General features: G+C 70.4%; 17 protein-coding genes. 9 read left to right on the top strand and 8 right to left on the bottom strand.

Features of this window, described 5'->3' with window-relative positions:
* Positions 1-24 precede the first annotated feature (24 nt).
* Positions 25-1,494, bottom strand: a complete 1,470-nt coding sequence (locus tag IPK71_00715; GenBank protein MBK8212242.1) for an OmpA family protein — start codon at positions 1,492-1,494, stop codon at positions 25-27.
* A gap of 275 nt (positions 1,495-1,769) precedes the next feature.
* Between IPK71_00715 and IPK71_00710 the strand changes: the two genes are divergently transcribed.
* Both IPK71_00710 and IPK71_00705 read left to right on the top strand, forming a co-directional pair.
* Positions 1,770-3,086: a hypothetical protein gene (locus tag IPK71_00710; GenBank protein MBK8212241.1), complete on the top strand. Its 1,317-nt coding sequence runs from the start codon at positions 1,770-1,772 to the stop codon at positions 3,084-3,086.
* Between the two features lie 53 nt (positions 3,087-3,139).
* On the top strand, positions 3,140-3,577 hold the full coding sequence (locus IPK71_00705; protein ID MBK8212240.1) for a hypothetical protein: 438 nt from the start codon (positions 3,140-3,142) through the stop codon (positions 3,575-3,577).
* 3 nt (positions 3,578-3,580) lie between these two features.
* On the opposite strand, the gene IPK71_00700 is transcribed toward IPK71_00705, so the two are convergent.
* The 3 genes from IPK71_00700 to IPK71_00690 all read right to left on the bottom strand — a co-directional run bounded on the left by IPK71_00700 (position 3,581) and on the right by IPK71_00690 (position 6,366).
* On the bottom strand, positions 3,581-4,531 hold the full coding sequence (locus IPK71_00700) for a hypothetical protein (GenBank protein ID MBK8212239.1): 951 nt from the start codon (positions 4,529-4,531) through the stop codon (positions 3,581-3,583).
* A gap of 84 nt (positions 4,532-4,615) precedes the next feature.
* Positions 4,616-5,356, bottom strand: a complete 741-nt coding sequence (locus tag IPK71_00695) for a 3'-5' exonuclease (protein MBK8212238.1) — start codon at positions 5,354-5,356, stop codon at positions 4,616-4,618.
* Positions 5,353-6,366 (bottom strand): thioredoxin domain-containing protein, encoded by a 1,014-nt coding sequence (locus IPK71_00690; protein ID MBK8212237.1) that lies wholly within the window; start codon positions 6,364-6,366, stop codon positions 5,353-5,355. The genes IPK71_00695 and IPK71_00690 overlap by 4 nt, the downstream gene beginning before the upstream one ends.
* Positions 6,367-6,589: 223 nt before the next feature.
* On the opposite strand from IPK71_00690, the gene IPK71_00685 reads away from it, so the two are divergent.
* From IPK71_00685 to IPK71_00675, 3 genes are all read left to right on the top strand, one after another.
* Positions 6,590-7,312 carry a response regulator transcription factor gene (locus IPK71_00685; GenBank protein MBK8212236.1) on the top strand — a complete coding sequence of 241 codons (723 nt, stop codon included), beginning with the start codon at positions 6,590-6,592 and terminating at the stop codon, positions 7,310-7,312.
* A gap of 13 nt (positions 7,313-7,325) precedes the next feature.
* Entirely contained in the window at positions 7,326-7,997 is a 672-nt protein-coding gene (locus IPK71_00680; GenBank protein MBK8212235.1) for a DUF2071 domain-containing protein, read from the top strand.
* A gap of 136 nt (positions 7,998-8,133) precedes the next feature.
* A complete protein-coding gene (locus IPK71_00675) occupies positions 8,134-9,039 on the top strand; it encodes a hypothetical protein (protein ID MBK8212234.1) in 906 nt (301 codons plus the stop codon).
* Positions 9,040-9,055: 16 nt separating this feature from the next.
* On the opposite strand, the gene IPK71_00670 is transcribed toward IPK71_00675, so the two are convergent.
* The 3 genes from IPK71_00670 to IPK71_00660 form a co-directional block, all read right to left on the bottom strand.
* A complete protein-coding gene (locus IPK71_00670; protein ID MBK8212233.1) occupies positions 9,056-10,153 on the bottom strand; it encodes an acyl-CoA desaturase in 1,098 nt (365 codons plus the stop codon).
* 20 nt (positions 10,154-10,173) lie between these two features.
* Positions 10,174-11,259: a ferredoxin reductase gene (locus tag IPK71_00665; protein ID MBK8212232.1), complete on the bottom strand. Its 1,086-nt coding sequence runs from the start codon at positions 11,257-11,259 to the stop codon at positions 10,174-10,176.
* 168 nt (positions 11,260-11,427) lie between these two features.
* Entirely contained in the window at positions 11,428-12,204 is a 777-nt protein-coding gene (locus IPK71_00660) for a MerR family transcriptional regulator (GenBank protein MBK8212231.1), read from the bottom strand.
* 218 nt (positions 12,205-12,422) lie between these two features.
* Between IPK71_00660 and IPK71_00655 the strand changes: the two genes are divergently transcribed.
* Entirely contained in the window at positions 12,423-14,027 is a 1,605-nt protein-coding gene (locus IPK71_00655; GenBank protein MBK8212230.1) for a helix-turn-helix domain-containing protein, read from the top strand.
* The gene (locus IPK71_00650) at positions 14,024-15,505 is read left to right on the top strand and encodes a glycosyltransferase family 39 protein (protein MBK8212229.1); all 1,482 of its coding nucleotides are present in this window, start codon (positions 14,024-14,026) and stop codon (positions 15,503-15,505) included. The genes IPK71_00655 and IPK71_00650 overlap by 4 nt, the downstream gene beginning before the upstream one ends.
* A 41-nt stretch (positions 15,506-15,546) precedes the next feature.
* Here IPK71_00650 and IPK71_00645 read toward each other — a convergent pair whose 3' ends face one another.
* Entirely contained in the window at positions 15,547-16,371 is an 825-nt protein-coding gene (locus tag IPK71_00645; GenBank protein MBK8212228.1) for a hypothetical protein, read from the bottom strand.
* Between the two features lie 145 nt (positions 16,372-16,516).
* Here IPK71_00645 and IPK71_00640 point away from each other — a divergent pair, with 145 nt between their 5' ends.
* Both IPK71_00640 and IPK71_00635 read left to right on the top strand, forming a co-directional pair.
* Entirely contained in the window at positions 16,517-17,353 is an 837-nt protein-coding gene (locus IPK71_00640) for a hypothetical protein (GenBank protein MBK8212227.1), read from the top strand.
* 72 nt (positions 17,354-17,425) lie between these two features.
* Positions 17,426-17,833, top strand: a complete 408-nt coding sequence (locus IPK71_00635; GenBank protein MBK8212226.1) for a hypothetical protein — start codon at positions 17,426-17,428, stop codon at positions 17,831-17,833.
* Positions 17,834-17,879: the final 46 nt, after the last annotated feature.

Here is a 17,879-nt window from a genome sequence, read left to right as displayed (position 1 = left end):
AGGTCGGCGGGCCTCAACTTGGCCTTACTTGTTCACGATGTGGAACTCGACGCGGCGGTTGTCTTTGCGGCCCGCCTCGGTGTCGTTCGAGGCGATGGGCTTCTCTTGGCCGAAGCCGACGCTCGAGAGGCGCTCCTTGGCGATGCCCTTCTTGACGAGCGCGTCGACGACCGAAGCCGCGCGGGCCGCGCTGAGCTTCTTGTTCTGGTCGGCGTAGCCCTTGTTGTCGGTGTGGCCCTCGACGCTCAGCATTTTGATCTCGGGGTGCTTCTGGAGCACGTTGACGACCGCCTGGAGCGTGTCGTCGTTGTCTTTCCCGGCGGCGATGGCGGCCGAGCCCGTCTGGAATTTGACCTGGTCCAGGATCTTGATGAGCCCGCCCTGCACGAAGGCCTTCGGGCAGCCGTTTTTCGTGGGATCCGGGTCGGGTTTGCCGGCCTCGTTGGGGCACGCGTCCTTGTCGCCGAGGATGCCGTCCTTGTCGGGATCCGGGTCGGGGCAGCCGTTGGTCTTCGGGTCGCTCGAGGCGATGCCGGCGACGGAGGGGCACGCGTCTTCTTTGTCGGTCACGCCGTCGCCGTCGGCGTCGGTCGCGAGGGGGCAGCCGTTCGTCTTCGGGTCGGTCGTGCGGGGACCGCGCTTCTCGGGGCAGGCGTCGTCCTTGTCGGCGATGCCGTCGCCGTCGGCGTCGGGCGGGCAGCCGTTGGTCTTCGGATCGTCGGTCTTCGGGCCGGCCACGTCGCGGCAGGCGTCCTCGTCGTCGGGGATCCCGTCCTTGTCCGAGTCTTTGGCGACGGCCTTGGGGCACTCCTTGTCGAGTGCCACTTTCGTTCCGTCGGGGCAGTCGCGCTCGGCCTTCTCGACGCCGCCGTACTGGTACCCGAGGGTGAGGCGCATTTGGTAGTCGACCCCGGCGAGGAGCTCTTGTTTGGCGCCCGTGGCGAGGCCGGCGTTGAGCCAGCGAACGTCGAACCCGATGGGCGAGATGCCGAAGGTGAACTTGTCTTTCGAGAAGTTGACCCGCACGTCGGCCCCGGTCGAGAGCTGGAAGGTGGCGGTGTCTCCGCGGTTCGGCACGAGCGTTCCGCGGCGGTCGGTGGGGGCCACGAGCTGCGGGTTCAGGAGGTGGAGCACGGGCTCGAGCTCCACGCGGGCCCCGCCCTTGTCGTAAATGGGGAAACCGAGGCCGAAGCTGAGCGGCTCCACGCGGGCGCCGAGCATGTCGATGGTGCCGACGATCATCGCCGCGGCGTGGTAGCGCAAGAGGCCCCCGCCCTTTTGCCACTCGAGGCCGCCGCCGGCCACCGAGTTGGCGAACACGTTGCCGTTCGACACGGGGAACGAAGGGCGGAACACGAACGAGACGCGCCCCTCGTATTCGGTCGAAGGCTCGGGTGCCGCCGGCTTGGCCCCCTCGGGGCCCTCGGCGAGGGCGAGCGTCGGTGCCGATACGAGAACGAGCGCGAGTGCGGAGAGGGAGCGCCTAAGGTGCATGGCGCGACTCAAGCACACTCGCCGCCCGGGCGGGCCCGCCGAAGCACCACACCGTGGGAAAAGTTCGCACCCGGCCACGGTCGCGCTCCCCGAAGATGCCTCGGCGGCACGTCGTTCGCGGATCGCGGTGCCCGTCGCGCGGGGCGTGTGGCGAGACGTGACGAGACGTGGCAAGGTCTCCTACCCCCGCGAAATGTCACAGGAAGGTGACGCACCGAACGGAAGCGACAAGGTACCTTTCCCAGTCCCCTCGTTCGCTCCCTCGGAGGTCTCTCATGCGCACCCTGCTTCGTCTTTCCATCGCCGCCTCGGCGCTCCTCTTCCCCTCGGCCCTCTTCGTCGCCTGTGGCGACTCGAGCGGTGGCGAGGATGACGCCAGCACCGAGAGCGACGCGACCATCCAGCGTGTCGACGCGGCCTCGAGAGATGCGGGCCGTGACACGTCCGTGCCGGACTCGTCTCGCCCCGATTCGTCTCGGCCCGATTCCTCGACCCCGGACGCGAGCGACGGAGGAGGGGCCGACGCGAGCGACGGAGGGGGGACCGACGCGAGCGACGGGGGCGGTGTCGACGCGGGGGCGGGGGCGACGTTCATGGTGGTGCGCATCGGCACGGGGGGAGCCGCGGTGCTGAGCGCCGCGGCCGCGCCGGTGTTCGTCGAGGAGCGTCAGTCGAGCGACGGAGCGGTGGTGCGCACGATCCCGCTCCCGGTGGCCGCCGCGGGGGCGAATCAGCCGTTCACGCTGGCCGGCAACTCGTCGACGGAGGGAATGCTGCTCACGTCGGCGAATGGCCAATACGTGACGCTCGCCGGATACGGGGCCATCCCCGACACGGCCGCCGTCAACGGGACCGACTCGGCGGCGACGAACCGCGTCGTCGCGCGCATCGACAAAAACGCCGCGATCGACACGAGCACCCGCCTCGACGCCGCCTTCTCCATGGTGAGCGTACGCGCCGCGGTCACGAACGACGGGACCTCGTATTGGGTGACCGGCGAAAACGGGGCCAACACGAGCGGTGGCGTCTACTACATCGCCAATGGCACCCAGGGCGGCACTCAAATCCTCGCCGCGCCCCAGAACATGCGCGGCCTCGGCATCTTCGGCGGTCAGCTCTACGGAGATACCCAATCGGGTGCCGCCGGGAACATGCTCCGGCTCTTCACGATCGGCATGGGCCTGCCCACCGCGGCGGGCCAGACCGGGACGAACTTGCCCGGCATCACGAGCATGAACACCTCGCCGAACGGGTTCGTCGCGCTCGACCTGAACGCGGCGGTCGCGGGGATCGACACGATGTACGTCGCCGACACCCGCTCGCTCGCGGCGCAGGGCGGCGTGCAAAAATGGACGTTCGACGGCGCCACGTGGACGCTCGCGACCACGTTCAAGACGGGGCTCACCGGCGCGCCGATCCAGGTCGCCGCGGCCAAGGTGGGGAGCGCGACGCACGTGGTCGCGACGACGCTCGACAACCCCGCGAAGCTCGTTCGTTTCGTCGACGACGGCGGCGCGAACCCGGCGGCCGTCACCCTCGCGACCGCGGCGGCGAACACCCAGTTCCGCGGCGTGGCCGTCCCTCCGAAGTGAGCGCCGCGTGAGGTTGGTGCGGCGTTCGTCGGAAGCGTGCTACACGCGGGCTCATGACGAACGCCGCTCCGAAGGTCGTGTTTTTGGCCACCGTGCGTGATTTTGCGCGCGCGCTCCCCGGGCACGACATCCCCGATACCGCGGTCGCCCGCTTCGGCGATCGCGCGGTCTTCGTGTACGACGCGGCCACGGGCTTCGATCTCTTCGCGGCCCTGCCCGAGGCCGAGTCCGACCTCGACGACGACGTCGACGCGGCGGCGCTCCTCGACGCGATCGAGGACTTCGTCGACGACGACGCCATGGATGGGGTGTTCGAGGTGTGGGCGAGCCCGCGCAACGACGCCGAGTCCCTCCTCGCGGCGTACGCGGCCGACGAACAAGAGTGGGAGCTGGGCTTTCACTCCGCCGGCACGTACGCCGAGGTCGAGAAGGCGGCGCGCGCGGCGGGCCTCGCCGTGGCGCCCCTCGTGGTCGACGTCAAACGCTCGTGAGCGTCAGTTCCTCTCGACGCGGATGACCACGTCGTCGAGGCGAATCGAGCTCGCGGGGGCGTCCGTGTTGCGGAGGCCGACGGACACTTCGACGTCCGTAGCGGTGGTGTTCACGGTGGTGATCTTCGACACGGACGTCCCGTCGTAGAAGACGACGTCGGCGTTGTTCTGCGGGGCGATGGGGATGCGCATCGTGACCGTGGTCCAGCGGTCGGCGAGGGGCGTGCCCGTGACCGGGACCCACAGCCGCGCGACACCTCCGCCCGACTGCACCTGCTCGAGCCCGTACCCGGTGTACGTATCGGTGCCGTTGGGTTTGCCGCCGAAGTAGTACGCGAGCTCGTACCTCAGCGTGGAGAACTTGATCTGCGCGAGCACCTGGCGCCCATTGAAGGGAGGGCGCACGCCTCCCGAGGGGAACGGGTTCACCTTCATCTCGAGCGTGACGTTGCGGATCTGGTTCGGCCCGGTGACGCGCATCGTGTACGGCGAGCCGGCCGTCTGGAATTGCGCGGCAGAGGGCGCCTGCGACGTGAGCGAGCGGGGGGGCGAAGCGAACTGGGCCGTCGAGAGGCCGCCGCCCGCGTCGAACTGGGGGCCCATGCCGAGGTCGCCGTTCGGGACCGGCGAGACGATGGTCCAGTTCGCCGACATCCGCGACGGGCCGTCGAAATCGGCGCAGAAGAGGTCTTGGTTCGCTCCGGGAGGCGAGAGCTTGGTGCAGAAGGTCTCGGGCCCGGCTTCGGCCGCGTCGGCGGTGGCGGCGTCGGGCACGCTCGTGTCGGGGAGGGATCCGTCGGGCGGGGGCGCGGTCGACGTCGTCGTCGGCGTGGAGGTGGGCGCGGCTGCGTCTTGCGCGGGGACCGGGTCGTCTCCCACGCACGCGAGCACGATGGCTCCCGCCGTGCCGAGAGCCGCCGCACATCCGAGGATCCAAGAGAAGCGCGTCTTCATCGGGGCCTAGCGTAGCGCATCACCCGGCTCCGTGCCGCTCGTCGCGCCGAGAGGGCTCCGGTCCGACCGCCCGGGTCGCCGATGTCAGCTGTTTCGCCACATGCGGCGCTCGTCCGCCTGGAGCATGGCGAGCCTGCGCTGCTCCTGCACGAACGCGCCGTACGCGCGGGGGACGCGGGCGTCCTTCCCGAGCTTGTAAAGTACATGCAATGCGGCCTCGGCGTCGTCGCTCGCGCGGTGGGCGTTCTCGAGCTTCACGCCGAGGCGCGCGGCCACGTCGCCGAGGGCGCGGGAGCGTTCGTCGCTCTGGAGCTCGCGGGCCCACACGAGCGGGTCGACCCACTCGACCTCACGGCGCATGGCGGGCACGTCTTGGGCGGTGACCTTCGCGCGGGACATCTCGGCCTGGAGGAAGGCCTTGTCGAACGCGGCGTTGTAGGCCGCGGGCACGCACCCCTCGAGGGCCTTTTTGACCTCGTGGGCGATCGTCTCGAACGAGGGGGCGTTCGCCACGTCGGCGTCGGAGATGCCGTGCACCGCCTGCGCCTCGGCCGCGATCGGCCGCCCCGGGTTCACCATCCAGTTGTACTTGGCCACGATCTCGCCGCGCTGCCCGACCACGATGCCGAGCTCGATGACGCGGTCTTGGCCGGCGTCGCGGCCGGTGGTCTCGACGTCGAGCATGGCGATGGGCACGTCGTCCCACGGGACGTCGGCGGCGTGCTCTTCGGCGAGGCCCTTCACCGAGACGCGCAGCAGGTGCGCGATGCCCGGGTAGTGGCGCCCCGTCGGGAAGCAGCCGCAGCCGTCCGACGTGGATTTCACCGCTTCGCGCCTGCGTCTTTCAGGAGGTCGACCTTGGGGCCGGCGTCGCCCTTGAGCGCGCCTGCGTCACCTTTGGGAGCGCCTGCGTCGCCCGGGGCCACGAGCGCGCTCGCCACCACCGCCGTGCCGCCGCCCGTCGCCGCGAGCTCTTGCGAGAACCACTCGGCGAAGTCGGTCTTCATGTCGTACTCGCGCCCGTTGATGTAGAGCGTGGGCGTGCCCTTCACCTCGAGGGCGTCGGCCTGCTTGCGGTCGCGATCGAGGCGGTCTTTCGTGGCGGGCGCCACCATGTCGGCCTTGAACTTGCCGATGTCGAGCCCGAGGTCCTTCGCGTAAAGGTCGAGGTCGCCCTGCTCGAGGTGCTGCTGGTTCGCATAGAGCTTGGCGTGCATCTCCCAGAATTTGCCCTGGTTCATGGCCGCGATGGCCGCGCGGGCCGCGGGCTCGGCGTGGGGGTGGCCGCCGAGGGGCATGAACTTGTAAACGAACTTGACGTTCGCCTTGTGCTCTTCCCACGCCTTCTCGATGATCGGCGCCATGAGCCCGCAGTGGGGGCATTCGAAGTCGGCGAACTCGACCATGACGATGGGGGCCGCGTCGGGGCCCTTGGCGGGCGAGCCGTCGAGCGCGACGTTCTTCACCTTCTCGGGGTCGAAGCGGTTCTTGTAGGCCTTCTCGATTTGCTCGCGGCTCATGCCGTCGCGGACGCCCTTCAGGACGTACTTGGCCGCGGGGAGGCACTTCGTGCAGGCGCGCTTCTCGTTCACGCACTGGGCGATGGGCACGGGCACGCTCTGGCAGGGCGAGAGAAACTCGCTCACGTACTGCGAAAACTCCTTCTTTTCGCGCGTGGTGAGGGAGCTCGTGTCGATGCCCTCGACCTTCACGTCGGCGACCTCGGGTTTGTCTTTTTGTGCGTCGCCCGGGGCGGACGAGTTCTGGCACGTGGCAGACGTTCCCGAGAGCGACGCGACGAAGGCGACGACGAGGCTCACACTTTTTGCGTTCATGGCCATGGCCCTTGCTCCCTTACCACAGGGTCGGAGGAGGCTACAGGGCCCGCGTGGGCGTCGCGTGACGGGCCAAAAAGGGGCGCCACCTCGGCCTCTCGGGCCAGCGCGGGCTCCGAGGCGCGGAAAAGACGCGCGCCGGGCACGGAACGGGTACGGAAAATGCGTTCCTCAGAACGGAGTTGCGCGGGGTCGAAAGCGCGCTAAAGACCCCGGGTTTTCCATGCGAAGCCTCGTCTTGCCCTACAAAAGCTCGTTCGCGCTGAGTGAGGTGATGCACGGCTCGCCCGACGCGACCCTCCCGGTCCCCGAGGGCGCCTACGTGGGCGACGGGGAGTGGGTGGTCGCCGTGGTCGAGGTCGCCGAGGGGAAACGGTCTTCGGCCGCCGCGGCGGTGGGGCGCAGGTCGGAGCGTGGGCCCGTGGTGGCGTTCGGCGCGCTCGATTGGGAGCGCATCGGGGGTCTCACGGCGCCGTCGAGCTCGCGACCGGGGAGCGTCTCGCGCGTGGCCGTGGCGTCCGCGGAGCTCGCGGCCGACGAAGACGCACCTCCGAGCAGCCTGCGCACCCCGGGCGTGCGTGTGGCCGTGGTCGACGACGACGCCGCCACACGCGACGAGCTCCGATCGACGCTCCGCGCCCAAGGCCTCGACGTGGTGGCCTTCGCGACGTGCGCCGAGGCGTTGGCCGAGCCTGGTCCGCTCCACGCGGCGGTGGTGAGCTACGGGCTCCCGGAGGGGGCCGCCAAGTCGTTCGCCCGCAAGATCCGCGAGAAGCGCCCCTCGGGCTTGCCCGTGCTCTTCGTCTCGGGTCAGCGCTGCTCCCGTGAGGTGGTCGAGGCCTACGCCTCGGGCTGCGACGACTACCTCGCGCGCCCGTTCCGCGGCGCCGAGCTCGGCGCACGTGTGCTCGGCCTCCTCCGCCGCTCGCTCGACGCCTACCGCTGAATCGAGGCGGACCGTGGAGCTCGTGGGCACCGAGTCGGTGAGCGTCGAGCTCTCCGCGCGTCTCGACCTCGCGGCGACGGACGCGATGGCGCTCCGCGTCCCCGCGCCCCTCGTGCTCGAGCGGGATGGAGCGGGGAGGGCGAGTGCCTCGGTGCTCGCCCTCGAGATGAGCGGGCTCGGGCTCGGTCGGCTCCCACCACGCTTCGACTACAAAGAGGTGCTCTACCGGCTCGGTGTCGCCGTCGACGGAGCGCCGGCGTGGCTCGCCCTACGGTGCGACATCGACCGCCCGCTCGTCCGGTCGTTCGCGCGCGCGATCATCCGGTATCCGGTCTGCTCGGCGACGCTCACGATCGACGAACACGCGGACCGAACGATCACCCTCCTTGCCCACACGGATCGGGATCACCTCTCCATGACACTCGCCCTCGTCGAGGGGCAAGACGCGCCCGAGGCGAGCCCACCGCGTCGCACGTTCGTGGTCGACGGCCCGACGCTCTTCGAGATCCCCTGGGGCGAGCGCCCCGCTCCCCGGCGTCACCACGCCGATGTCGTGGCGATCGACGGCGCATCCACCGACGCGGTGTTCGGCGGCTCGGTCACGTTCGAGCCGCGCGCGCTCGTCCACCACGGCCGCGGCCACCGTTGCGGCGCGGCGAGGCGTCGGGGTGCTGCGGGCGCGTGAGCTCCGCGCCGTTCGCCGTGTCGGCGCCCTCCGGGATCCGCGCCCTCGCACCTTCACCTACTTCGGCACGGGACGTCGCGCGAGGCGCACTTCGGCGCGATCGGCGCTACGTTCGACTCGGCGAGGGAGGCGGCGGGTGAGCAAGGTGAAGCCGTGTGTGGCGTGCGCGCGCCCGATGTCGGTGGCGTTCTTGGAATGCCCGTTCTGCGGGGCCGAGCAGCCGAAGGTCGCCGCGAGCGCGCGAGGCGAAAAGGCGCAGCGCTGCCCCACGTGCACGCGGCTCTACTCGACCACCTTCGACACGTGCCCGTTCTGCGCCGACGAGCCTCGCGGAGAGGGAGCCGTGCCGTACCGTGGCTCGGCCCGGGAAGCGAAGCCGGTCGAGCCCATGCGCTTCGACGTGCCCGAGGCCGACGATTTTCGGGGCAAGGGCCTCGCCGCGGGTCTCGCGCTGCTGCTCGTGCTCGGAGGTGGGCGGGGGCTCATGGTGGCCTCGGGGAGCGAGCGCCTCGGTGGCCAAGAGAGCTCGGGGCTCTTCTTTCCGTGCCTCGTCGCGGGGCTCGTGCTCGGCCTGGGGGCGGGGTTCGTGCTGTCGCGCGCGATCGACGCCTTCGGAGAGCCGGGGGGCTTCAAGGTCGTGGTCTTCTTGGCCGCCTTCGCCACGGCGCCGTGCGCGCTCACGGTGTATGCCCTCCTCGACGCGGTGAACGGCATCGGCGCCGCGGGGCGAGAGCGCGACGTGGTGTGCGAGGTCCTCTACAAAGATCGGCACTCTCGCCGCGGGACCGACCTCGGCTGGCGCCTCGGCTATGCGTGCGAAATCGACGATTTCGGCACGTTGATAGGCACGTACACGTCGCACGCGGAGCCCCCGGGATTGCCCAAAGGCCACGTGACCTTCCGCGCGAGCCCGGGGCTCCTCGGGCTCTGGATTCGGCGCGGCGAGCCGGTGGGGCCTATGCCACCTACGCCCCACACGAAGTTGCCATTTCCGGTGCACGTGCCGGTCGGAGCGGGCCACTCGGGGCCGGCTCGCCCGTGACGGAGGCGCTGCGAGGTCAGGCGGCCGTCGGGGTGGCGTCGCCGCCCGCGGAGGGAAACGCGAGGCGGACGATCTTCTTCGCGACGCTCCACACCTGCGAGGAGAGGGAGCTCGAGTTGTAGGCGACGCCGTATTTGCCGCAGATCGCGCGGACCTCGCGGGCCATCTCCGGGTACCTGTGCGCGGGCACGTCGGGGAACATGTGGTGCTCGATTTGGTGGCTCAAGTGCCCGCTCGCCACGTGGAGCAGCCACGAGCCCTCGAAGTTGGCCGAGCCGCGGAGCTGGCGCAGGTAGAACCCGCCGCGGGTCTCGCCGTCGAGGGCCTCGGGGGGGAACGTCTCGGTGCCCTCGGGGAAGTGCCCGCAGAAGATGACCAAGAACGACCACACGTTCCTCACCACGTTGGCGACCAGGTTGCCGGCGAGCACGTGGAGGGCGAAGGGCCCCGCGAGGAGCGGGAAGAGCACGTAGTCCTTCCGGAGCTGCTTTTTTGCCTTCGCGAAGAGCTCGCGCACCTTCTCGCGCTGCTCCTCGGTGCGCTCGCTCGGGCGAAACAGGTACTTGGGCATGTCGATGTCGTGCGCGGCGACTCCCCACTGAAAGAGGAGACCCAGCACGAGGGTGGACAGTGGCTGGAGCAGGGCGAGGGGCGTCCACGGCTGGGACGGGTCGACGCGGAGCATGCGGTACCCGAGGTCGTGGTCGACGCCGCGCACGTTCGTGTAGGTGTGATGGAGCACGTTGTGGGAGTGCCGCCACTGCTCCGACGGGCACACGATGTCCCACTCGTAGGTCTGCGAAGAGAGCGTGGGATCGTTGGTAAAGTCGTATTGGCCGTGCAGCACGTTGTGGCCAATCTCCATGTTCTCGAGGATCTTGGAGGCCGCGAGCGCGCCCGTGCCGAGCGCCCACACCACGGGGAACAGGGGCGAAAACCCGCTCGCGAAGAGGAGCGCGCGGCCGGCGGCCTCGAGGCCGCGTTGCACCCGGACGACGCGCCGGATGTAGCGCGTGTCGCGTTCGCCGAGATCGGCTTTGGTGCGGGTGAGCAGGGCGTCGATCTCGGCCCCGAAGGACTCGAGCTCGGAGGGGGAGAGTGTGGTGTGGGTCATGGTGTTCCTCGTACGGTGGTTCAGAGATCGACGACGACGGGCCCCACGGGCTCGCTCGTGCAAATGCGGATATCGACGTCGCCGTCGGTGGAGAGGGCGCCCGTGGCCGTGTCGCGGGTCGTCCCCGAGACCTTTCGGCACACGCACGTATGGCAAATACCGATGCGGCAGCCGTGTTTCGGGCGAAGGCCCGCGCCCTCGGCCATGGGGAGGATGGGGCCGCGGCCCTCGGCCGTCTTGCCCGAGCGCGCGAACGTGACCTCCCCGCCTTCGCCCTCGGGAGCGGGCGGCCGCGTCGGGGCCGAGAACTGCTCGGTGTGGAGCTTCGTGAGGTCACCGTGCTTCCGGAGGTCGGCGCGCACGACGTCGAGCATGCCCGAGGGGCCGCACGCGAAGACCTCCCATGACGCGAGGTCGGGCACCCGCGCGGCGAGGTCTCCTTCGCTCATGGGGCCGTGCACGACGGCGATGCGCAGGCCCGGGCAGGTGAGGGGCGCGGCCTTGGCGATCGCGTCGAGCTCGGCTCGAAAGAGCGTATCGCGGGGCGATTTCGCCCACGTGAGGAACACCACCTCGCCGCGGTGCCGCCGCGCGACGAGCGTCCGCAACATCGCCATCACGGGGGTGATCCCGCTCCCGCCGCTCACGAGGAGGAGGCGGTCCGGGACGGGCGTGCCGAGCACGAAGTCCCCTCGAGGTGCGCCGAGCTCGACGATGTCTCCCTCGCGGAGGGCGCGCGCATCGCGCCCGGTGAGCCGGGGGGTCACGAGGCCGGAGGGCCGCGCGCGGATCGTGAGCTCGATCGTGCGGTGTCGCTCGCCGGCGCGCGGCTCGGCGCTCGCGATCGAGAAGACCCGGGTGCGTCGAACCCCGTCGATCTCCAGGGTGAGGGCCGTGTGCTGGCCGGCTCTGTGGGCTGGAAAATGCGGACCGGGGCGCAGCACGAGGGTGACCGTGTCGTAGGTCTCGCGCCGCACGAGGACGACCTCGGCGTGGTGGGCCCTGCGCGAACGAAGCGGCGCGACGAGGCCGACGAAGTCGTCGAGGGTGCGAGGGTAGACGAGCGCGGACGCGAGGCGCGCGCCCCACGAGAGGGGATCGAGCATGAGGGTGCCTTTCGACCTCGCGCGATCGGCGCGAGGCTCCGTGCCGCGCGAGGCGGCGGTGGTGGAACGTCGGGCCCTGACGCGAGGGGCGCGCCGGGCAAAAGGAGACATGGCTCGCGGAGCTACGAGGCCCGCGAGAGAAGCTTCGATGAGGTACGCCGACGCGGGCTAGCGCCGGGTTCTTCGGCGCTTTTGCTTGGTGAGCACGGCGGCCGCGCCGCTCTCGGTGGCGCGGCGTTGGGAGCGCTCCATTTCCCGAGCGAACACGAGGCGTACGGCCTCGAGGCTCACCGGGCGGAGCTCGGCGTAGGTGGCGTCGACGTCGTCGCCGAGCGCGTCGGCGTTCTTCACGAAGTAGGAGGTGAGGTCTTCGGCGAGGCGGCCGAGCTGCTTCTGCATGATGGCGAAGGCGCCCTCGGCCGTGTGGAGCGGCATGCCGACCGCGTCGAGGCGGAGGAGCAGGCCGAGCCTCGCCGGGCTCTCGACGAGGTACGCGTCGCCGCGCCGCTCGACCGCGCCCACCCTCACGAGCTCCCCGAGGAGGCCCGGGCGACGCCCCTCGAGCTCCGCGGCGAGCTCGGCCTCGGTCATGACCTTGGGGCGATCCGAGGCCCACGGCGACGAGAGCTGGTCGTGCGAGCCTATCCACTCGTTGAGCGAGAACTCGCCCTTCGCCGTGCGCGCGAGCACGTCGCGGATGGCGCGGATGCGGAGGCCGCGATCTTGGAGCTCCGTGATCTGAGCGAGCCGCTCGACGTGGGCTTGGCCGTAGTACGCGACGCGCCCGCGGATCGTGGGCTTCGGGAGCGCGCCTTCCGATTGGTAGAACCGGATCGTGCGGCTCGGTACGCGGGTCTGCTCGGCGAGCTCGTCGATCGTGAGCTCGCGCTCGGCCGCAGGGTCCGCGGCGTCGGGGTGGGGCTCTTGCTCTCGGTCGCGTGCCATCTCGGGAGACGGGAGGATAGCGCCGAAGAGGAGGGAAGCTGCGCCAGTCATCACGGTGACAGTTGTGATTGTGACAGCGCCTACTGTCAAGGTTTGGTCTGCGCTTTTTTCCGCGCCTTCGCCTCGGCAAACCCGCAAGCCTTTGGCCTGAACGTCCGCCCACGGGACGTGCGCGCCGGCACGGGCGCTCCACAAGGTGTGCTAAGACCGCGCGCCTCATGGCACCGGACGAGCCCTCTTTTCCGGTCGACACGTCGGACTTCGATCCGGACGTCGACTCGCCGTCGGGGCGCTTCGAGGCCCCCGAGGCCGTGCGAGGCGCGCGTCGCCTCTTCGTCGTGGGCGGTGGGCGCGGGGGGGTCGGCAAGAGCCTCGTCGCCGAGAACCTGGCGGTGTACTTCGCGCAGCTCGGCAAGTCGGTCGTGCTCGTCGACGCCGACCCTACCGGCCCGAACCTCCACGCGCACTTCGGGCTCCCTGCCGCTCGCGAGCCCCACGACATCGAAGACGGCGGTGACTCGGCGCTCAAGAAGGCGCTCGTCACCACGCTCGTCCCGGGGCTCCAGCTCCTCCCGGCGGCGGTCGACGCCGTGACCCCGGCCCCGGCCCTCCGCGGTGGGCGCAAGATCCGCTGGCTCTCTCGTTTGAGGAGCATTCCGGCGGACGTGCTCGTCGTCGACGTCGGGCCCGGTGTCACGCCGTTCGCGGTCGACATGATGCTCGCCGCCGACGTCCCCATCTGCGTCACCGTTCCCGAGCCGCCGGCCATCGAGACCACCTACAGGTTCGTTCGTGCGGCCTACAGGCGCGCCCTCCGCCGCGCGCTCTCGCAGGATCGCTTCCGCCTCTCCATGATGGAGCGTGCGCTCGTCGAGCTGGCCGTCCTCCCGAAGCCGCTCGAGCTCGTGCGGGCCCTCGTCAAGATGGACCGCGGCCTCGCGGAGCTCGCGTGGATCGAGGCGAATCGGCTCAAGTTTTACCTGGTCGTGAACCAGACGCGTGTCCGCACCGACGCGGAGCTCGGCACCTGGATGAGCGAGCTCACGAAGCGGCACTACGGCGTCACGCTCGAGGAGCTCGGCAACGTCGAGAACGACGACACCGTGTGGGTCTCGGTGCGGCGCCGGCGCCCGCTCCTGACGGACGTCCCCACGTCGAAGGCCGCGCGCAACATCGAGCGCATCGCGCGCCGCGTGGTCGCCCTCACGGCCACTCGAAAAGAGTCGGTCATGGCTCCGCCCCCGATGCCCGAGACCGAAGAGTCGCTCTACGCGGCGCTCGGGCTCTCGCGTTCGTCGAGCGACGAGGAGATCCGGCGCGCCTACAAGCGCAAACGCGAGATCTACGCGACCGGAGGCCTCGCCACCTCGTCGATGCTCGACGAGTCCGAGATGCAGCGCGAGCAGACGCTGCTCGAAGAGGCCTACGACACCCTGCTCGATCCGATCCGCCGCCGTGCGTACGACCTCTCGGCGTTCCCCGAGCCCGAGGCGAAGCCCGCCGACGCCGAGCCTCGCCCGGCCCTGGCGATGGAGCAGATCCTGCTCAAAAACGAGCTTTTGCGCGAGATCGGCCCCGACAGCGAGTTCTCGGGCGCGCTCCTCCGCAAGGTGCGCGAGTCGCAAGGGATCGAGGTGCTCGAGATCAGCGCCAAGACGAAGATCACGCGCGCGCACCTCGAGGCGATCGAAGAGGAGCGCTTCGCCGATCTGCCGGCGATGGTCTACGTGCGCGGTTTCGTCACCGAGCTCGCCAAGTTCTTGAAGCTCGACCCGATGCAGGTCCAGAAGACGTACCTCCGTCGCATGCGTGAGGGCCCGTGACGAGACGCGCTCTCCGCGGCGTCGCCGTGCCCGACGTCGTCTTCGGGCTCGTGCTCTTCGTCGCCGCGCTCGCCCCTCGTGTGTGGGCGGTGCACGCGTACGCCGGTGAGCCCGTGTGGGACGGGCACTACTACGAGTTCGGCGCGCGACGCATCGCCGCGGGCCTCGGCTACTCGGACGACGTGATGGTCGCCGGGCACCCGGTGTGGCATCCCTGGTGCCACTACCCGGTGGGCTACAGCGCGTTCCTGGGCTTCTTTTACTGGGTCTTCGGCCAGAAGCTCGCCGTCGCCAACGCGGTCAACGCCGTCACCGGAGCGTGCTTGCCGGTCGCCACGTGGCTCGCCGCGCGCACCTGCCTCTCGAGCGCGCGGGCTCGCCTCGCGGGGCTCGTGGCCGCGTTTCACCCGGGGCTCGTCCTCTACTCGGCGCTCGCCATGAGCGAGCCGCTCGCGGCCACCCTCACGCTCCTCGCGTTCACGCTCGCGGCGCGATCGTCACGGCGGCCCTACGTGGGCCTCGTGCTCGGGGGGCTCGTGCTCGGGCTCTCGGTGCTCGTGCGGCCCACGGCGCTCCTCTGCGCGCCGTTCCTCGCGTTCGGAGCCATCGTCCCCGGGGCACACGCGCCGCTCCGGGACATCGCGTCGTTCGTCCCTCGGGTGCGCACGTGGCTCCTCGCGTGCGTGGTGGTCCTCGCGGCGACGCTCGCGCCCGTGCTCCCGTGGACCGCGCGAAACTGCCGCGTCATGGACGGGTGCGCGCTCGTGAGCACGAACGCAGGCTGGAATTTGGCGATCGGCGCGTTCCCCCGCGCCACCGGGCGCTTCGAGACGCTGCGCTCGGCCGACGGCTGCCGCGAGGTCACGGGCCAAGTGCAGCAAGACCGGTGTTGGCTCGAGTACGGGCTCCTCCACATCCGGAAGGACCCCCTTCGGTTCCTCGGGCTCGTCCCGAAGAAGCTCGGGTACACGTTCGACCACGAGTCGTTCCAGGTCGAGTACCTGCACGAGGCCAAGCCCGCCGCGTGGCCCGACGAGAAGCGCGCGAAGGGGCGCGATTTGCTCTCGAACGTGCACCGCGTTCTGCTCGTCATCGCGGCGTTCGGCGCCGTGGCGTTCGCGCCTCGGAGGCGGGCCCAGGTGGCGCTCGGGGCGGCGCTCGCGCTCTTTGTGTACGTGAGCGTGTCGGCCAAGGAGCCTACGTTCTGGCCCTTCGCCGTGCTCGCCTGCCTCCTGCCGTTCTTGCCTATCCCGGGCCGCCCCGAGCTCCGTCCAGGGCTCGCCATGGTGGCCTCCTTGCTCGGCACCACGGCTCTCGCCCACGCGATCTTCTTCGGCGAAGATCGGTACCACGTGGTCGCGACCCCCGCGATGATCGTGCTGGCGTGCGCCCTCTTCAGGCCTTCGCGCCGAGAGCCGGCGGGGCGCTCGGTGCGCGTGCGGCGGCCCCCGAAAAAGCTCGAAGTATCGTCGGGTTAGCTTCGGTGTGGCCGCGCGCCGGGAGCGGCCTTTCGGGGCGGTCAGTCGTCTTCGGGCATCTTGGGCTCTTCGCCGCCGAAGACCACGCGGGAGAGCTTGGGGAGCACGATCTCTCCGGTGGTGGAGGGCATCGCGTCCCGCGGTCGGTCTTCGACGTGGGGGTCGATGAGCGCTCGGAGCGCGCGCGCCATGTCGACCGCGGTGATCTCGGTCGCACGGTCCTCGGCCATGAGCCAGCCCTCGAGCGCCTCGTGCAGCTCCGGAGGTGCGCCCGGGATGCGCGGGATGACGCCGAGGTGGTGCGGCGCCTCGCCCGTGAGCAGGTGGTGGAGCACACCGGCCAGTGCGACCAAATCGCGCCGCGGCGAAGCTCCTCGTGTGCCCACGCCCAGATCGAGGAGCTTCACGCGCGCTCCGGCCTCGGCCGACGACGCGACGAAGAAGCTCCGCGCCCCGACGCTGCCATGCGAGAGGCCCTGGAGGTGCATGTCTCGGAGCGCGAGCGCGGCGTGGCGCGAGAGCTCGCACGCGACCTCCCAGCGCACCTTGCCGAGCGTGTGGATGCCGCGACCGATGAGCAGCTCGGTCACGAGGAACGGCCGACCCGTGCGATCGTCGCCCGTGTGGATCGCGCGGATCACGCGCGCGGAGGTGAGGCCGAAGAGGCGCTCGGCCATGGCGCGGAACCTGCGGTCCTCGGTCTTTCGATCCGAGCGCAAGAAGCGGATGGCCACGTGCTCGCCGGTCCACGTGTCGCTCCCCGAGAACACGTTCGCCGTCTCTCCGCGAGCGAGGTGCTCGAGCGCGAGGTACCGCCCGTCGAGCAGGTACGGCGGCGGTGGCTGGGAGGGGCCCTGGCGTGACATCGTGCGGCATCGTCAGTGTACGCCGCGGGGCGGGAAACCTGAAGAAAGCGTGTGACTTCGCGGTGGCGGCACGTCGGCCGAGCTTCCCTTCGCGCGGGAATGGGTGAACATTCGACGACCGGATCCTTCTCGTCGAGGCTCGCCCATGCCCTTTCTCCGCCGTCGATTCGCCCCCGAGCCCGCTGCCGCCGACCGCGTCCTCTACACGAGCACGTCCCTCCTCGAGGCGACCCTTCGCGCGTCCGCGATCACGATCCGGGGCCTCGTGTGGGACGCGACCACCGTGCCCGCGCCTCGCGACGACGGCCGCGCGTACGCCCACGTCGTGCTCTCGGGTGTGCTCGCCACGGACGATGGTGTCTTCGGTCCGGGGGAAGCGGCCATCTATCCGAGCTTCGCGGCGATGCACCGCGCTGGGGCCGTCGCGCTCGGCGAGCCTCATCGGGCCGTCGCCCTCCGCCTCGACGGCGCCGAGGTCGTCCCCCGCCGGGCCTCGTGCTCGGTCGACACGATCGCGAAGGCGTACACGACGATCCGCGACGAAGATCCCTTGGCGCACGCCGAGGCCACGGACCTCGCGCGCGCGCTCGGCCTCGAGCCGCTGGTCGAAGCCTCGAACGTCGAGGAGGACGCTCGGGTGGCCGAGGCCCTGTCTCGGGTGCTCTCGGGGCCGACGGGGCTCCCCTCGATGCTCGACCTCGGTATGGGCGTCTCGTCGCGCCAGTCGCGCCGTTGCATCACCTCGTTCTTTCGCTCGTTTCGTATGCCCTTCGAGACGTTCCGCGAGATGCGCCTGTCGTTCACTCTCACGACGGCCATGCTCTACCTCGCCCGGCCCGACGTGTCCGTGGAGCGGTGCGCCCGCGCCGTGGGGCTCGCTTCGGCCACGTCGCTCTGCCACGCCATCGCGAAGGCCGAGCTGCCGCCTCCACGCGTCGCGCGTGAGCGTCGCGCGCGGGCCCTCGCGGCGTGGCCGAAATGAGCAATCCGGATCGCGGGTTGGCCGAAAGGAGCAATGGCCGGCGATGCGTCGAGGGCGCATCGTCTCGTGGTCATGGTCGGTCGTGTTCGGTCGTCGTGGTTCGTGCTGCCGTGGCTCGTCGGATGCACGTCGTTCGGAGTCGAGCCTTCTCCCGGCCCGGATAGCGGGGCCTTCGAGGGAGGCGCGATCGTCGACGGGGGGAGCGACGGTCCGCCCGAAGGGAGCCTCGGCTCCGACGCGGAGGGAGGCGCGTTCGTGGACGCGACGCCCGACGGACCGCGCTACACGTGTGCTTTGCCGGTCGTCGTGTCGTCGCACACCGTGCCATCCGACTGCGAGCGAGCGCTCTCCGACTCGGGTTGCTCGAAGGGGACGCCACCGGAAGGAAGGCCGTGCGCGGGCGGCTCGGTCGACCCCGACGTGACCACGTGTGCGTGCGAGGGGGGAGATCTGCGGCGCACCACGTGCTCGTGCCGATGAGGGAAGCTCCGATGCGGGGGCGGCGCGGGCAACCGAAGACCCCGAC

It is taken from the genome of Myxococcales bacterium (genome assembly GCA_016712525.1).
Lineage (GTDB): Bacteria > Myxococcota_A > Polyangia > Polyangiales > Polyangiaceae > JAAFHV01.
This window is presented reverse-complemented; position numbering and strand designations above follow the sequence as displayed.

Bases quoted from the DNA above. Each gene is read 5' to 3' on its own strand.
- IPK71_00715 (MBK8212242.1), bottom strand. From the start codon at position 1,494: ATGCACCTTAGGCGCTCCCTCTCCGCACTCGCGCTCGTTCTCGTATCG.
- IPK71_00710 (MBK8212241.1), top strand. From the start codon at position 1,770: ATGCGCACCCTGCTTCGTCTTTCCATCGCCGCCTCGGCGCTCCTCTTC.
- IPK71_00705 (MBK8212240.1), top strand. From the start codon at position 3,140: ATGACGAACGCCGCTCCGAAGGTCGTGTTTTTGGCCACCGTGCGTGAT.
- IPK71_00700 (MBK8212239.1), bottom strand. From the start codon at position 4,531: ATGAAGACGCGCTTCTCTTGGATCCTCGGATGTGCGGCGGCTCTCGGC.
- IPK71_00690 (MBK8212237.1), bottom strand. From the start codon at position 6,366: ATGAACGCAAAAAGTGTGAGCCTCGTCGTCGCCTTCGTCGCGTCGCTC.
- IPK71_00685 (MBK8212236.1), top strand. From the start codon at position 6,590: ATGCGAAGCCTCGTCTTGCCCTACAAAAGCTCGTTCGCGCTGAGTGAG.
- IPK71_00670 (MBK8212233.1), bottom strand. From the start codon at position 10,153: ATGACCCACACCACACTCTCCCCCTCCGAGCTCGAGTCCTTCGGGGCC.
- IPK71_00665 (MBK8212232.1), bottom strand. From the start codon at position 11,259: ATGCTCGATCCCCTCTCGTGGGGCGCGCGCCTCGCGTCCGCGCTCGTC.
- IPK71_00660 (MBK8212231.1), bottom strand. From the start codon at position 12,204: ATGGCACGCGACCGAGAGCAAGAGCCCCACCCCGACGCCGCGGACCCT.
- IPK71_00655 (MBK8212230.1), top strand. From the start codon at position 12,423: ATGGCACCGGACGAGCCCTCTTTTCCGGTCGACACGTCGGACTTCGAT.
- IPK71_00645 (MBK8212228.1), bottom strand. From the start codon at position 16,371: ATGTCACGCCAGGGCCCCTCCCAGCCACCGCCGCCGTACCTGCTCGAC.
- IPK71_00640 (MBK8212227.1), top strand. From the start codon at position 16,517: ATGCCCTTTCTCCGCCGTCGATTCGCCCCCGAGCCCGCTGCCGCCGAC.
- IPK71_00635 (MBK8212226.1), top strand. From the start codon at position 17,426: ATGGTCGGTCGTGTTCGGTCGTCGTGGTTCGTGCTGCCGTGGCTCGTC.